General features: G+C 35.3%; 14 protein-coding genes. 4 read left to right on the top strand and 10 right to left on the bottom strand.

Going from position 1 to position 15,574, the window contains the following annotated elements:
• The first annotated feature begins 29 nt into the window (after positions 1–29).
• Positions 30–1,439: an FG-GAP-like repeat-containing protein gene (locus ACQ65V_RS11965; RefSeq protein WP_430468080.1), complete on the top strand. Its 1,410-nt coding sequence runs from the start codon at positions 30–32 to the stop codon at positions 1,437–1,439.
• A gap of 94 nt (positions 1,440–1,533) precedes the next feature.
• Positions 1,534–2,802, top strand: a complete 1,269-nt coding sequence (hutI, locus tag ACQ65V_RS11960) for an imidazolonepropionase (RefSeq protein ID WP_430468079.1) — start codon at positions 1,534–1,536, stop codon at positions 2,800–2,802.
• 18 nt (positions 2,803–2,820) lie between these two features.
• Here the strand turns inward: hutI and ACQ65V_RS11955 are convergent, their stop codons facing one another.
• Positions 2,821–3,711 (bottom strand): hypothetical protein, encoded by an 891-nt coding sequence (locus ACQ65V_RS11955; protein WP_430468078.1) that lies wholly within the window; start codon positions 3,709–3,711, stop codon positions 2,821–2,823.
• Positions 3,712–3,861: 150 nt separating this feature from the next.
• On the bottom strand, positions 3,862–4,749 hold the full coding sequence (locus ACQ65V_RS11950; RefSeq protein WP_155087385.1) for a chromosome partitioning protein ParA: 888 nt from the start codon (positions 4,747–4,749) through the stop codon (positions 3,862–3,864).
• 97 nt (positions 4,750–4,846) lie between these two features.
• Here ACQ65V_RS11950 and ACQ65V_RS11945 point away from each other — a divergent pair, with 97 nt between their 5' ends.
• Both ACQ65V_RS11945 and ACQ65V_RS11940 read left to right on the top strand, forming a co-directional pair.
• Entirely contained in the window at positions 4,847–5,866 is a 1,020-nt protein-coding gene (locus ACQ65V_RS11945; protein ID WP_430468077.1) for a formimidoylglutamase, read from the top strand.
• Positions 5,856–6,320, top strand: a complete 465-nt coding sequence (locus ACQ65V_RS11940; RefSeq protein ID WP_430468076.1) for a GNAT family N-acetyltransferase — start codon at positions 5,856–5,858, stop codon at positions 6,318–6,320. The genes ACQ65V_RS11945 and ACQ65V_RS11940 overlap by 11 nt, the downstream gene beginning before the upstream one ends.
• Before the next feature lies 1 nt (position 6,321).
• On the opposite strand, the gene ACQ65V_RS11935 is transcribed toward ACQ65V_RS11940, so the two are convergent.
• The 8 genes from ACQ65V_RS11935 to ACQ65V_RS11900 all read right to left on the bottom strand — a co-directional run bounded on the left by ACQ65V_RS11935 (position 6,322) and on the right by ACQ65V_RS11900 (position 15,507).
• On the bottom strand, positions 6,322–8,016 hold the full coding sequence (locus ACQ65V_RS11935) for a hypothetical protein (protein WP_430468075.1): 1,695 nt from the start codon (positions 8,014–8,016) through the stop codon (positions 6,322–6,324).
• 117 nt (positions 8,017–8,133) lie between these two features.
• Positions 8,134–8,676 (bottom strand): hypothetical protein, encoded by a 543-nt coding sequence (locus ACQ65V_RS11930; RefSeq protein ID WP_430468074.1) that lies wholly within the window; start codon positions 8,674–8,676, stop codon positions 8,134–8,136.
• Positions 8,677–8,717: 41 nt separating this feature from the next.
• Positions 8,718–9,020, bottom strand: a complete 303-nt coding sequence (locus ACQ65V_RS11925; RefSeq protein WP_430468073.1) for a GIY-YIG nuclease family protein — start codon at positions 9,018–9,020, stop codon at positions 8,718–8,720.
• 58 nt (positions 9,021–9,078) lie between these two features.
• On the bottom strand, positions 9,079–10,314 hold the full coding sequence (locus ACQ65V_RS11920) for a DUF6638 family protein (RefSeq protein WP_430468072.1): 1,236 nt from the start codon (positions 10,312–10,314) through the stop codon (positions 9,079–9,081).
• Positions 10,315–10,389: 75 nt separating this feature from the next.
• Positions 10,390–10,977: an NUDIX domain-containing protein gene (locus ACQ65V_RS11915; protein ID WP_430468071.1), complete on the bottom strand. Its 588-nt coding sequence runs from the start codon at positions 10,975–10,977 to the stop codon at positions 10,390–10,392.
• Between the two features lie 2 nt (positions 10,978–10,979).
• The gene (locus ACQ65V_RS11910) at positions 10,980–12,941 is read right to left on the bottom strand and encodes an AAA family ATPase (protein ID WP_430468070.1); all 1,962 of its coding nucleotides are present in this window, start codon (positions 12,939–12,941) and stop codon (positions 10,980–10,982) included.
• 80 nt (positions 12,942–13,021) lie between these two features.
• Entirely contained in the window at positions 13,022–14,071 is a 1,050-nt protein-coding gene (locus ACQ65V_RS11905; protein ID WP_412561007.1) for a hypothetical protein, read from the bottom strand.
• Between the two features lie 95 nt (positions 14,072–14,166).
• Complete coding sequence (locus ACQ65V_RS11900) at positions 14,167–15,507, bottom strand: microtubule-binding protein (RefSeq protein WP_430468069.1); 1,341 nt, start codon at positions 15,505–15,507, stop codon at positions 14,167–14,169.
• Between the last annotated feature and the right edge of the window lie 67 nt (positions 15,508–15,574).

Below are 15,574 nucleotides of genomic sequence, written 5' to 3'. Positions count from 1 at the left end.
ACATTAGTAAAAACTAATCTAAAAAAATTATGAAAAGAACTTTACTTACTTTAATATCAATCTTCTGTGTTTTATTCACGGTCAACTCCCAAACCGTTTGGGATCCTATACAAAATATTGATCCTTCTACAGGAGCAGATGCATACGTTATAGCATCTGGTGATTTAGATGGAGATTCAGACATAGATATTGCCATGGGTACTTATAATTTTTCTGCAGATGTAGTTAAATGGTATCAGAATGATGGTAGTGGAAATTTCACAATAATGCCAACAGTTTCGGATGCTGGTACTTTATTTGGTATTGGAGGTATGGTCATAGCAGATTTAGATGGTGTAAACGGTAATGATATCGTAGCGAGTTCATATTCTAACGACACCGTAATGTTTTATGCCAACAATGGAGCTGGTGGTTTTGCAACAGGTGTTGCCATATCGACTACAGCTGATGGTGCAGGTCAGGTTACTGCAGTCGATATTAATAATGACGGTAATTTAGATATTTCAGTTGCTGAATACGATGGTGCCACAACATCTTGGTTTCCAGGGAATGGTGATGGTACTTTTGGTGCTAAACAAACAATAGCAAATGTGACCCTACCAGGGAATTTAAGTTTTGATGACTTTGACAATGATGGTGATTTAGATGCCATTGTTGGGTATATTGATGGAACAACCGATGGTACTATTGAGATTTATTACAACCAATATATAGAGAGTGGAACAATGACTGTTTCTTGGATAAAAGATACTGTAACTGTTGATAGCGGCAATCCGTTTTTATTTGTTGCAGCTTTCGCTGATGTCAATGATGACGGTATTTTGGATATTGTGAAATCTGACAACACAAGTGGTGAGGTAGCTTGGTATAGCAAAGTAAAGAACGGCCCTTCTATAGAAACTATGATTTCTGATGAAACTATCATTGACAGACCTGCCGTTGTTGCCGTAGCCGATTTTGATAATGACACTTACAATGATGTGGTAGTAACGGACGGAGGAAGTGCAGACGATGCCCTTATTTGGTTTGAAAGTACAGATTTTGGTGGTCTTAATACTGAGGCTTTAATTGCAGACCACAATTACCAAGTATTTGGAATTACAATCGCTGATTTTGACGGTGATGGAGACAAGGATATTGCGAGTGTCGGCTTCTTTAGTGAAACCGTAGATTGGTATGAAAATAGATTAGAAACTCTGTCAGACAATGATTTTGTTACTTCTCAGTTAAGTATCTTCCCTAACCCTACCAAAGACGTATTAAATTTTGAAGGGTTTAACGAAAGCATAATTGATATTACTATCACAGATATATTAGGAAAAAATATTATGACTACAGCTCATAACTCTAATGAGACTTTAGATGTTTCAGAATTAGCAGATGGTATTTATAACATTAGTATCAATGGGAAATTTGCTTCAAAATTCATAAAAAAATAGAGATATAAATATTTTAAAATCTTAAGCGCTAGTTCTATCAGCTAGCGTTTTTTTTATTCAAAAAAAAGAAAGAACTTTACAAAAAAGCAAACCCATGTCTATACTCATCACCAATATTAAGCAACTTTTACAAGTCCACGACTCTAATGTTACACTTGTAAAGGGCAATGACATGAAAACACTACCAGTGTTAGAAAATGCTTACCTATACGTTGAGCACGATACCATTATAGAATACGGTGAAATGAAATACTGTGATGGTCTTGAAGCAGAAACCGTTATTGATGCCACTGGCAAAATTGTTTTACCTTCTTGGTGCGACTCTCATACACATATAGTTTATGCAGGTGATAGAACATCAGAATTTGTTGACAGAATCAATGGCTTGAGTTATGCCGAAATCGCCAATCGTGGTGGTGGAATTTTAAACTCTGTAAAATTACTTCAAGACACTTCTGAAGAAGATTTATATGAGCAATCCATAAACCGAATGGAAGAACTCATAAAAATGGGAACAGGAGCTTTTGAAATTAAAACCGGTTATGGACTTACTGTTGATGCCGAATTGAAAATGCTACGTGTTATAAAACGTATAAAGCAGGAAAGCCTAGCCAAAATAGCACCTACCCTTTTAGCCGCTCATGCAATACCCGAAGCTTATCGTGCTAAAAAAGATAAATACATTAAATTAATTACAGAACAGTTAATCCCAAAAGCAGCCAAACTGAATATTGCATATTATATAGATGTCTTTTGTGAAGAAGGCTATTTTGATATTAATGATACAGAAGCCATTTTAAAGGCTGGCCTAAAACATAAGCTGAGACCAAAAATTCATGTGAACCAATTTAATATTCTTGGTGGAGTTGCATTAGGCGTAAAACACAATGCATTATCTGTAGACCACTTGGAAGAACTGAATGAAGATGATATTAAAGCATTAAAAAATAGCGACACTATACCAGTGGCTTTACCTGGTTGCTCATATTTTTTAAGTATTCCTTATACACCAGCAAGGCAACTTATTGATGCAGGACTTCCATTAGCAATTGCAACGGATTATAATCCAGGTTCCGCTCCCAGTGGTAATATGAATTTTATTGTAAGTGCCGCTTGCGTAAAGTTAAAAATGACACCAGAAGAAGCAATAAATGCAGCGACTATAAATGGTGCTTACGCTATGGGAATAAGTAATCTGTATGGAAGCATTACAAGAGGCAAAAAGGCTAATCTCATTATCACAAAACCTCTAAATCATTATAGCGAAATTCCTTATGCCTTTGCTCACAATCCTGTTGAGCAAGTTATTATCAACGGTCAATTAAAGGATATAAATAATCCGGAAGAGAACTTCCGGATATAGCATTATCTCAATAAACTGTTATTTCAACTCTAATCTATAGCTCGTAATTAGACTCTGTCTATCATAAATATTTACTGTATAAATACCTTTTGAGAGTTCTTCAGAATCTTCTATATCTAAATAGTCGCATTTATTTATATTCTCATTCTTATAGTCAAATGCTGTAATGAAGGAATAGTTCAATTCAAATCGTTCTTCCTTAAAGCGTTTATATTTTGGTGATACAACGAGCTGTCTAGGACCAATAACCTGAACATAAAGTTCCTTTGTGCCTTCTTTTACCAAAGGGTTTTTGGCAATGGTATAACAAACTTCAAACTTGTCGGTTTTTCTAGCTCTATTGGTTTCAATTTGTTTACCCGAAGAGCGTTCTTTAAATGCTCTAGCATTAAGGTGAACCATATTAAGAAAAGCCATACTTTCAACTTTCTTATTTAGTTGTTCTTTCTCTTCCTGAAGTTGTGAGTTTTGGTCTTGATAAGACACTAGTTGATTATGAGCCTTAGACAATTCATTTTTCCTAATATTTAGAGATTGTACTAAAAGCCCATTGTCTTGCTTCAACTCATTATTTTCTCTAATCAACCCCTTAAGTGTAGTATGTAATTCTAATTGTCTGTCTTTAAGTGTCAATAAAGATTTTAAGGTTATTGTAGTGGTTTCTAAAGAATCTACGAGCCTGTCAATTTTTAACTTAGCATCAAGTAGTTCGTCATTTTTCCAGTTCCGTTCTTCCAAAAGTTCATCGTAAGAATTAGACATATTTTCTAGTTCTTTGATCAATGCGATTTTCTCTTGCTCTAATTCTGATTTTATGTTTTGGTTTATAATAGAGAAATAAGAAATTCCGAGGGCAACTAATACTATTATAGAGGCTAAAGCTATTTTTGAACCTCTTTTGGTAATCATTTTCATAGTGTAATAATTTGGATTAATAATTCACCCTTAAGACACTTTATAATTCTTTTACCCTATGAAAATTTAAAAATAATGCACAAAAAAAACCCGGAAGCAAGCGCTTCCGGATTTTTAACTATCAATCAATCAAATAATCAACTCTTACTTCATTACAAATTCTGAAGAAGAAATCAACTCTTTATCATTAAATACATTTATCTTATAACGACCTTCTTCAAACTTAGAGTCTTCAAGTACGTTAATATATTCGCAAATGTTTAAGTTTCTGTTTTCGTAGTTAAAACGACTAATTAAACTGTAGTTTAAAACCTGGTCTTCAAACTGAATCTGTTCATTAGCACCTAATACGTTGTTCTTAGGGTCGATTACCTGAACATACAATTCTTTGTCGCCAGCTTCAGTCAATTTGTTTTTAGCAACCGTAAAACAAACTTTAATTTTGTCACTACGCTTAGCACGCTCAGTTGGTATTTGCTTTCCACTACTTCTTTCTATCACACCCATACCAATTAAACCAACAGTTTGCAAAGCAGCAGCATCTTCTACTACAGTAGCTAATTCTGTATTTTGAACTAATAAAGAATCTGTAAACACTGTTCGCTCAGCTAATTGTACTTGAGTACTATCTAAGGATGTTGCTAAATATTCGTTCTCAACTTTCAGTTTATCATTTTCAGCCATTAAGACATCCATTTCTTCCTGTAATGCCATAAACTTCTTTTTGTATCTCCATAAGCTATTTACACTTGTTTGAGATACTTTTAAAGAATCCATTAAGCCTGTAATTCTTTCTCTAGCAGCAATTAAATCTTGATTTTTAATTTCGCTCTCAGCAATGGCTTCATCATATTGTGCGGCCATTATGTTAAGGTCGTTCATTACTTGTTCCTTTTCTGTAATGAGTGTTTTTTCGGTTTCTTTATTATCTGTATAAAGCTTAGAAGCATAAAAAGCTGTTCCTAAAAATAATACCAATAAAATTCCTAATCCGACTTTTAAACCTGTACTTGTTTTTTGCGAATTTTCCATAAATTTTAGTTTTTAAGTTATTGTAATTCTTGTTTTTTTATTTAGTTTGAGTTTAAAGTAAAAGCTGTACATTTATTTTTGTAAATATTAATCCAAAATGCAAAATCTCGTTTTATTCACTTCAAAAGATCGCGATACACTTTTAAAAGCTCGTAAAGGAGAATCAAAATTTGGAGAACATATTCAGTTATTACCTAACCTCACTAACATATACGATGACATTGTTAATTTAGACGTTGACTATGTTATTTTTGGGATTTCTGAGGACATCGGAGTCTTTGCAAACCTCGGTCATACAGGTACATACAAAGCTTGGAGCACTGTGATTAAATTTTTGTTAAATACACAAAATAATGACTTTACAAAAGCCAGTCGTGTTCTAATATTAGGTCATTTAGATTATGATACTCAAAGAAAAGAGCTAACTAATTTAGATGTTTCTAAGAAGAAAAACATAAAAAAGGCAAGACATTTTGTTGAACATATTGATAATGATGTCTCTCATATAGTATCGTCAATTATTAAAGCAGGAAAGACACCAATAATTATAGGCGGAGGACATAATAATGCCTATGGAAATATAAAAGGTCTGGCATTGGCAAAAAATGACAAAGTCAATGTTATAAACTTTGATGCGCATACCGACTTTAGGCCAGAAGAAGGGAGACATAGCGGTAATGGTTTTAGTTATACCTATGCCGAAGGGTTTTTAAAAAATTATTTCATATTTGGATTACATGAAAACTATACTTCAGATAAGTTATTTAAAACCATAAAGAAGATTAAGGATATAAAATACAATACTTATGAAGCGCTAGAGGTTAGATGCGATTTAGATTACAATTCTGAATTGGAAAAGGCCTTAAACCATGTCTCTGGTAGTAGTTTTGGAATTGAACTAGATTGTGATGCCATTGCCAATATACCCAGTAGTGCGGCAACACCAAGCGGCTTTAGCGTAAAGCAAGCCAGGCAATTTGTTCATATCGTTGCCAAACACCCTAATGCAAGTTATCTGCATATTTGCGAAGCTGCACCAACTAAGAAAACTGAAACTACAGTTGGAAAACTCATCAGCTATTTAATAACAGATTTTATAAGATCACATGGGAATTGAGATTATAGATTACGATAATAAATATGCCAAAAACTTTTACGATTTAAACATTGAATGGTTAAAAACTTACTTTTATGTAGAACCATATGATGAAGAAGTTCTAAGCAAACCCGATAAATACATTATTAACAAGGGAGGCTATATTTTCTTTGCCATAAAGGGAAATAAGGTTGTTGGTACAGTGGCTTTGATGCCTACAGAAGAAAACGGAATTTTAGAACTTACCAAAATGGCAGTACTGCCAGAAGAGCGTGGACAAAAAATCGGTCAAAAATTATTACAGCATTGTATTGATTTTGCCAAGTCTAAAAACCTTAAGGCACTTCTACTCTATTCTGCAACAAAGCTAGAAAACGCCATATATCTCTATAGAAAATATGGTTTTAAGGAATTGGATCTTGAGCCCAACAGTCCTTATCAACGCTCTGATATTAAGATGTTGTTAGAATTTTAATCTAATTTTCAATAGCCTTTAAAGAATCGAGTTGACGTTGTAAAGCCTCAATTTGTTTAGAATTATCGTTGACTTTTGGTATCGCTTTTAGCGAATCCATTTGGCGCTCCATAATATCTTCATCCTTTGGCTGTTCTTGGTAGTAATAGCCAATACCTTCACTGGCTCTCCAGGCTTCGTTTAATTGGTTGTAAACGGTTTCGTCCCATGTGCTTGGATGTTTTACATCAATCCAAATCACATCACTGTACTCACTATCAATCAATACTAAATCTGGTGTAGCAGAACCATCAAATTGTTGTGCATTGGTATCACTTATGGAAGAAACCGTACCAAGAAAAAACATACGTTTTCTACCTGCAATGTCTTTTATATACGGTCTGAATTCTACTGGTGTACTGGCTTTCCAATCGTATTCTTTTCGGGATTCTTTCACTTTTAATGGCATTGCGGAAACGCCTGCAAAGCCTTCTTTTTTAGACGCATGGTCGTAATAATACATTTTATCCGTACCGTCTGCTGGAATAAAAACACTGTAACTTAAACTGGTGCGGTCATCTCCAACGGGTTCTAATCCAAACCAATGGTAGAGTCCGCTGTAGGCATCAGAATTACTTCCTGCAAAATCAAAATCCGTTACATAAGGTTGTTGATTCTGGTCTTTAGGCATCAATGGAATCTTAACCGCTGTTTCCATGTTCCAAGGTAATGGATCGCTGAATCCTCCGAGAAATTTTAGTGACTCTGCCTGAAGTTGCGATACTTTTTCAGCAAGTGTATTCTGCTTATTTAGGAATGGGTAATTCTTTATATCATCCGGACTTACAAATGTTCCTTTTCCAATGGTAATGCGCTCTAGATAGTCATTAAAATCGTGCTCACCATTGTCAATAATCATAACTCCACCAAAAGTTGGATATGGAAAAAAGAAGCCCTTCCATTTGATTAAACTAACCACTTGCACCCAATCCCCATTATCATTCTTCATGTAAAACGTATCGCTTGGCTCGTAATTAAACAACATCCAAGGGTTAAAGCGTTGCACCACGGCATTGTAGGTGTTTCGGCTAAATTTCAACGACTCGCCTATTGAAAAGGTCACAGGAATACGATTTTCGTTGGAAAACCTCGGAAAAGGCGTTGTACTACTCACAGAAAAGACTTCCTCTGTATTATCATTAATACGCTGCATGATGTACTTTTCACTCGGCTGAATGGCCATAGTCCATTTGTTCTCAGTGCCAATTCTTACCAAATGTGGCAATGACACATCCTTAGTTTCAGCAACCCGTTCTTTTGCCATGGAATGAACGTTTCGCAATGGCTGAATGCGCTCGTTTTGGGTTAATGGCAATTCATCTATTTCAACCTTATTTAGATTATTGAAGACGTTATAGGTTTTCATGTAGTCATAAAGACCTTGATTCCAACCCAGAAAATATAACAGTCCAAAAAATAAAATCAGTAATCCTAGAATACCCAAACGACCACCAGTATTGGCAATTTTTCTAAACTTCCTTAATCCTAAAACAAGAACCAAAACACTTATGAGAATGATGAAGATGTACTTTCTGAAAAATAATAGTACAGGTTGGTAATCGTCCCTAAAAAAGAACAATAAAATAAGGATTAGTAAACCGACAAAAATTGTGATTCGTTTTTGTTTTGCTCCTTTGTTCCAGTATGATTTTATCATGGTATATTTTTGTCATTGCGAATCCCGAAGTTTCGGGATATGGCAATCTTTTTATTATTAGTTTAGTTTCAATTTAAAAGATTACTTCGTTATTCTATTCCTCGTAATGACGCATCATCACATCAACCCCTTATCTTTTAATCGCTCTCTCGCACTCTTCTCGTTCGTTTTGGTTTCGGATTCGTTTTTTATTTCTTCTTTGGCTTCTTCAACAGCCTTATTATCCTTGTTCTTTAGATCTTCAATGAAATCCTTTCCTTTTTCAACGACGTTATCAAATTTATCTTCTAGTGATTCACTTTGGGTTTCAATAACTTCAGAAGACTTTATGACAAAACTTGCCACGTAAGTACCTATCAATGTACCCACAGCAAATGAGGAAAATGCAGAAATACCATCATAACTCGAAAACACAGCAAGAGGTGTTAAAAACTCGACTACCAAAGCTGCTACCAGTACCAAAGCAACTACAAAAATCAATCGTGGTAAAAAGGCCTGTTTATAGACAAATCCCTTAGGATTATTAGTACTCATTTGTAGTTCCTTGCTGTTCATAACCTTGTTTAGAAAGCGATAGGCTCCATTACCATTAGATTCTCTCCAGTAAAGAAAAATTCCGAACAATATAGCTGCTATAAAAATGACGAGTTCTATTCCCATAATTTAGTTTTTTGTCATTCTGCGCTACGACGCAGAATCCATTAATAATTCCAATCTATTGATAAATCAATCCAATTAATATTGTCCTTTTCAATTAAATCTATTTTCCACTGTCTATTCCAATTCTTTAATTGTTTTTCTCTTTTAATAGCATCATAGACATATTGATAAGGCTCAAAATACATCAATTTTGTCAAACTATATTTTGATGTAAACCCTTCAACAAGTTTACTTTTATGTTCAACCATTCTTCTTTCTAAATCATTTGTAACACCAACATATAAAGTTCCATTTTTCTTGTTTGAAAGAATGTAAACATAATATTGATGGTAATTTCCTTTCATTTTATGGATTCCGCATCAAGTGCGGAATGACAACTATTATAAAATTAGTCTAATTTTATCAAATATTGTTACTAATCGTTTCTATTACCCAATCCTTAAAAGAGTCATCCCAAGTTTCGTAACTGTTGTAAAACTGTTCCTTATCATACCAATACAAAAACAAAACATCTTTTGGTGCAATATTTATGAGCAGTTTATGTATTAAATCACGATGTTCTGCTGATAAAGATGAATGCGGTTGGTGCAATGCAAAATACATAGCTTGATCAACCATATCCTCCAACTTGTAGGCATTACTGCGCTCTAGTTTTTCTAGATATAACTCTACTCCCATCACCTGTTTACGCGCTTTGATATCTATTTTGTTCAAATAGCTTTTAAAAAGTGGCTTATTGGTTAAGATATCTTTTATTGGGTGTTCACAATCTTTAAGGGCGCTAAATAATTCAAACTTCTTAATACGATCGTAATTCGGTGTTTTGACCATGTACTCCAAATCACATTCAATAATAATATGATCTTTTAGCTTGTCGATTAATTCTGGTTGTGCAATATGATAAATCAATACATCATGAACGGTATCTTTTATCGCTTCTTTATAAGCGTCTTTGCTCTCAAATACAACAATTGGTTTTATAAAATCCCTAAGCAAATAGATGCCTCCAAAGGCTCTAGTAAAAAACGACCCAGTTGAAAAATGTAATGGATGTAGGTTTAAATCCCTATCACGTAAATCTCCGTAAGTCTTGGCAGAATCCAGTAATTCTTGGTGAATGCTTTCGTCAATAAAGTTATTTCCTGTTCGGAATTTATCGACCAATGCCAATTGCTGTTTTTGTTTGTCTTCGAGATTATCTATAAGCCGGAATGTTATACTGACATCGTCATACTTTAAAACATCCAATGGTTCGTAAAACACATCTATATCTTGATCGAAATCAATACAAATAGCCGAATCTCTTGTAATATCATTAATCTTTCTGCCATGGGTTCTAAACACATGTTGCATCATTTCCCTATCAAATGAGTGAAACGGCAAATAGACAGGTTTTCCTCTTTGCAAAGGCGAAATAATAATACCGTGTGGATTGGCATCTCCATGGTTAAGATAATGCACATCCTTTCGCTCTTCTGCAACTTCTGGGCTCCAACCCACTCCATCAATGGAAAAGGATTTTAGCTTGGTTTCCTTAAAACCCAAAGTTTTGAGACACTTGTTATAGCGCTCCACCAATTTTCCGCTCACGGGAATGAGCTCACTTCTATATAGATTTGCTTGTTTTAGTTTGTCCATATTCATTTTCCACGAAGGTGGAAATCTTATAATCCTACCTAAGCATTTCGACTGCGCTCAGTGGGACATCTAGGTTTAAATTATCAATTTATTAATCTGAGCATACTGCAACAACATTATCGTTTTTGCATCAATAATTCCTCCTGAATTAATTTTCTCAATAGCATCTTTAAAAGGCATTTCAACAATCTCAATATCTTCATTTTCATCATCAAGCCCTCCACCATTCTCAACTTTCATCTCATCTGAATATTCTCCAACAAAGCACGAAAATCGCTCAGTGCTGCCTCCTGGCGTGGCAAAAGCATCATAGATTTTGGTCAACTTCGGGACTTTATATCCTGTTTCCTCCAGTATTTCGCGTTTCATCGCGTCTTCTGCTGAGCCATCGTTATTTTCCAATATGCCTGCTGGCACTTCTAACATAAACCCTGTTTCTACGCCATTCATGTATGCTGGTAGGCGAAACTGCTTTACTAAGATTACTGTTTGCTTTTCCATATTGTAGAGCAAGGCAGCTGCTGCATTGCCACGTTCTAAAACTTCCCAAGTATTTTTAACCCAATCACCGCTTTTTAATTGATAATCGAATTTAACTTCGGATAAGGTAAAGTACTTATCGGACAGAATTTTTCGATTTATGTTTTTAATACGGTTACTCATGCTCAATCTCTTTTCCCAAATTGTTCTCTTGCCTCAGCCTCAATATTCAATTGGTTGATTCTCGCATCCACTTTGCGCTTAAAGTCCGTATCTGCAATGGTTGCCACATTATCTAAATACCTAACTACTTCTTGTCGTCTAATGTCACTGAAGTCGAGGCCTTTCATATTGGCACGCATTAATTCTTGCAGCATATTGAATTTGGTGTCGTAATCCTTTTTGAAATAAATTTCAGGATTTTCAAACCAATCTGGCTCCAAATCAAAATCCGTTAATCTCAATGATACTGCTTTTTGAATGTTCCTCACATCACGAGATGAAAAGAACGGGAATATCTTCTGAATCTCAGTGTATAAATGTGCGTAGAACATGTGCTCATCATCCTTGTACTTGCTAGCAACTTTATCAAAAGTGTTCAGAACACGTTCTTCAGTTGGCTTCTCTATTTTTTCCAAAATTTCACCTAAGTTCTTCGCTACTTTCTGTGCATCGAGATATTTATAATTATCTGGATTGTCCATATTTATAAAATTGGGCATCGTCTCTTCCAGCTTTCTCCACCACAGGTAATCCTGATCCACAAAATCTTTTTCATTTCGTGCTCCATCGATCTTAAAACGACCTTGCACTCGAGAAATCACGGCCTTATCCAACATTTCGGGCAAATTGGTAAATAAGCCTATGGAACTGTTTCCATAATTTACAGCGTATGCACCTTCGGTATATCTTAAAAACACACCAATCACTTCCTTAACACCAGCAGAAACACCTTGTACTGTACGCTCTTGTAGATTGTTTTCCGCATCATCGATTGGTGCAAAAATCAAGCGGGTTGGATCTTGTAATGGTTTCATCCATTCTACCATTTTCTCTGCAGAACCACCTTGAAATGTTGAAATCAACGTATCTGGCATTGGGTGGAACAAAAATGGAATATCCAAATTTTCACTGTGTGCCTTCAAACGTGTGGCAATGGCAGCAATGAGCATACTTTTTCCTGTTCCTGGAATTCCATAACCCATAAACACTGGCATAAATCCGCCCAATTCTTGAAATGGATTTTTCTTAGCTTCAAAATCGTAACTCAATAGACGTTCTGTCAATCGTCTGGCGAAGTGCTTTGCATCCTTATTACCTACAATTTGTTCAAATTGAACTTTATTGAACTCGACACTTACGGCTGTTCCGGCAAATACATTGTTCCAACCGTCAACCGCAAAGTCTGATTTTTCTAGTTTATAGGTTCTGTCTTCAATGGTATCGGTATATTCCAAAGTGCTTTTTCGTAATTGAATTTCATCAATTAAAGCCTCAAAATAAACCACTGTAAAATCGATGACATCTTTATCCGTTTTTATGATATCTGGATGCCCTAAATACTTATCGTAATAAAACAGTTGACATGAAATTCCTTTTAAAGGTGATAAAAACGACACTTCAGGAATTCCTGCAAACTTCTGCTTCATCACCGATAAATCATCTGAAGCGTGTGGTTTTAAATCGTGAAGAATTTTATAAGCCGTAGCAAACAACATAAAAGCCGTAGCCGTGTGCATTTTACTTTCGTACTCGCGCTTTCCCGAACTGTCCAATGCCGATTTGTTTTCGCTAAGTGTTGACAAACCAGAAGCATCGTAATAACTATCCTTAACCCAAATACCCAAGGTAATACCTTCTTGAACGGCGTACAATGATTGATTTAGATAAATAGGAATCGCTACAGACTCTGGCAATAAACGTTTCTTCAATCCCAGAATGGTTTTAGAAACCGACGTTACGTTAACATTGCTTCCTTTGTTAGCTCTTGATAAATACAATAAAATGGACTCGTCTTTGCCGTCATTATTCTTGTTTTTGGCACGTTGGCTCTGCTCCCATTGTATGGATTTTAGATAAGACGTAGCTTCATCACGAAGCATATCGAGTTCGTTAAGTTTTATTGGGAATGTTGAATTGTGTTCCATTTATTATTTATTTCGTCATTGCGAACAAAGTGAAGTAATCTGTTTCAATTGAAGAGATAACTTCGTTCCTCGTTATGACGTTACTTTTTTTCAATTTTCAAATCAGAAACCTGAATAGGCGGAATTTCTAGCTTATTCATAATCTCTGGTGTTTTGTTATACAATAATTGTATGATTCTGTGTGGTGCAAAGACATAACGTCTTCTATATAAACCTGTCCATCTTTGAAAGGTCTGCTTGCTAAAGAAACTACCTTCCTTAAATTCACTTTTGGAACTCACTTCATCAATTTTGAATGAAATAGCATAAGATTCCAGCGGAATATTTTTTTTGGCAATACCATCTAAAATAGCATGAGTGACTTCGTTCTCGTCCTTTGCAAACACATTGTGAATCGGTCCTAAATCCACACGTTTTATAAGCTTTGGCATTACCTTAGGCAATCTTTTATCGATGGCATACGCCATTGTGTCTATATTCAATTCTCTATCTGCAACCGTCTTTAAAACGTAATAGATATCTTCCCTATCCTTGAGTGGGTCTCTACCATCATAATTAAAATACATGTAGCAAATAAAAGGTCTGTTGTGCGATACTTCATAAAAACTCCAGCTTACCATATATTCTCCAGGCGAACCTTGAGGTGCGTCCAATATCTTTCCCTGAACAAATCGATTGAAAATATATTCTTTCTTCGCAGAAGTATAATACACTATTGATGCGGCTTGAAATAACTTTCGCCTAGAAATAGGCTCTTTTTTACGCATTAAGGTGTCTAAAAACTCATCCTTAAGGACATCGATATTAGTAAGCTTGCTAAGAAATTCTTCCCTAAGTTCTAAATCATTAAACAAATAACGGAACTCTAAATAATTAGGGAAACCAGAATCCGTAAGATCCACCTTCATGTTTTCTTCATCATCATACATATACTTAACACGCATGGCTTCAACAGAATACAATAACAAGTCGGTGTACTGCTTAAACAACAGTATTTCTTGTTGATTAAGTATTTGTTTTGCCTGAACAGCAGTTATGAGTTCCTTGAGCGTAAAATCTAACATCTTGTGATAGAACACATATTGCTCTTTGGAATCTAATACTGCGGAATCTAATGGAGTTACGATCATTTTTTAGTAACAAGTATTAAGTACAAAGTGTAAAGTAAACAAGTTCTATTAGAAACTTAAATGTAATGACTTGTTACTTTATACTTATTACTGAATTATCCTAAGAGGTCATCTTCATTAGGTTCTGGCTTTGGCTTACCTGCTGGCTCACCTCCATACGCTGGTGCGTTTGGATCTGCTTTATAGTATTCGTCAAAAATCTCTTTCATGTCAATACCATAACGATCAGCGAAGTTCTGCTGGATTTCTGCATCTTTTGCTCTAATATCCTTTAAGGCTTCAGCATAACTTCCGTAAACACCTTGCATTACTTTTTCGTGAACTGGAATATTATCCATCATTTCTTGACGTGCCTTAGCACTTGCAGTATGCATAGCTGCTAATGTTTCTCCAATATGCTCATCGGTCTTAACACCTAAATGCTCTAGGATTGCGGCAAACTCTTGATCTGTACGTGCTTTCAGCGCAACAACGTAACCATCATAATATTTGAGTCGCTCGTCAGTGTCCGATTTTAATTTTGCTCGATGCGTTTGAAGATTACTTCTCAAAGACGTCAACACCTTAATGGTTAAGTTATGCTTGTGTACAAAACTATCCTTAGAAGCAGCTAAAGTTGTGTAAGCATTTTTAAGGCCTTCTAATTCCTCAACCTTTTGCTCTAACCCTGTAACTTTTTCCAATGCTTCGGAATATTCCGTGGATTGCTTGTCAGCCACTTCTTCTAAAGCCTGTCTAGCTTGCTTTAATAATGCATATTGCTCTTCGAGCTTTGCCTCTACTTCTTTTTTCTTTTGAAGCGCTTTGGTATGGTTGTTACTTGCCTCTACAATTGCAGTTTTAAGACTTTCTTCAACTTCTTTTATTTCGAGCTCTCTATCCTTTAAACGCTTAATGGCAGCCTGACTTTTAAATGACAATTCATTAAGAAGTGTTTGTACATCAGCGGTTTCTATACGTTGTTGAAACATAGCTTTTGCTCTGTTATCGGCACCATCACGCTGTTTTTGTGCTTCTCTTAGTTCTTCTTCAGCACTTCTGATTTTGCTTTTTCGTCCCCAAAGATTGTTCCACCATGTGTCTGGTTTAGCCTTGGCATCCTCTAGCTCAACCTTAGCACGCTCTAGTCTTTTTACAGCATCATCAATGATTTTTTGCTCGGCAGCATTTAATGCTGAAAAGCCTTCGAACATAATACCAACTTCATCTTGATAGTCTGTTAAATCCTTAATGGCATCTAGAAGTGTCGTTCTATCTTTCTCTGCCATATCAACCACATTGTCCAATGTGGCATTTAATATTTTCTGACGACTTTCTGGATCATCCTCTTGAGCCAACTTAGACTTCATTTGGTCTATGGCTTTTCCCCAGTTTACATCTACTTTTTCAGCTTTTTCTTGTGAGTTGGTCTCTAATAAATCAAAATCATCAGACATATTGTATTATATATTTTAGTTGAACAATTTAATGGATAAGCAATTTCGGTAATTTTATGAGAGTATA

This window comes from Winogradskyella ouciana (genome assembly GCF_965284585.1).
In the GTDB taxonomy this organism is placed as follows: domain Bacteria; phylum Bacteroidota; class Bacteroidia; order Flavobacteriales; family Flavobacteriaceae; genus Winogradskyella; species Winogradskyella ouciana.
The sequence above is the reverse complement of the archived record's forward strand: the minus strand, read 5'-3'. Positions and strand labels throughout refer to the sequence as shown.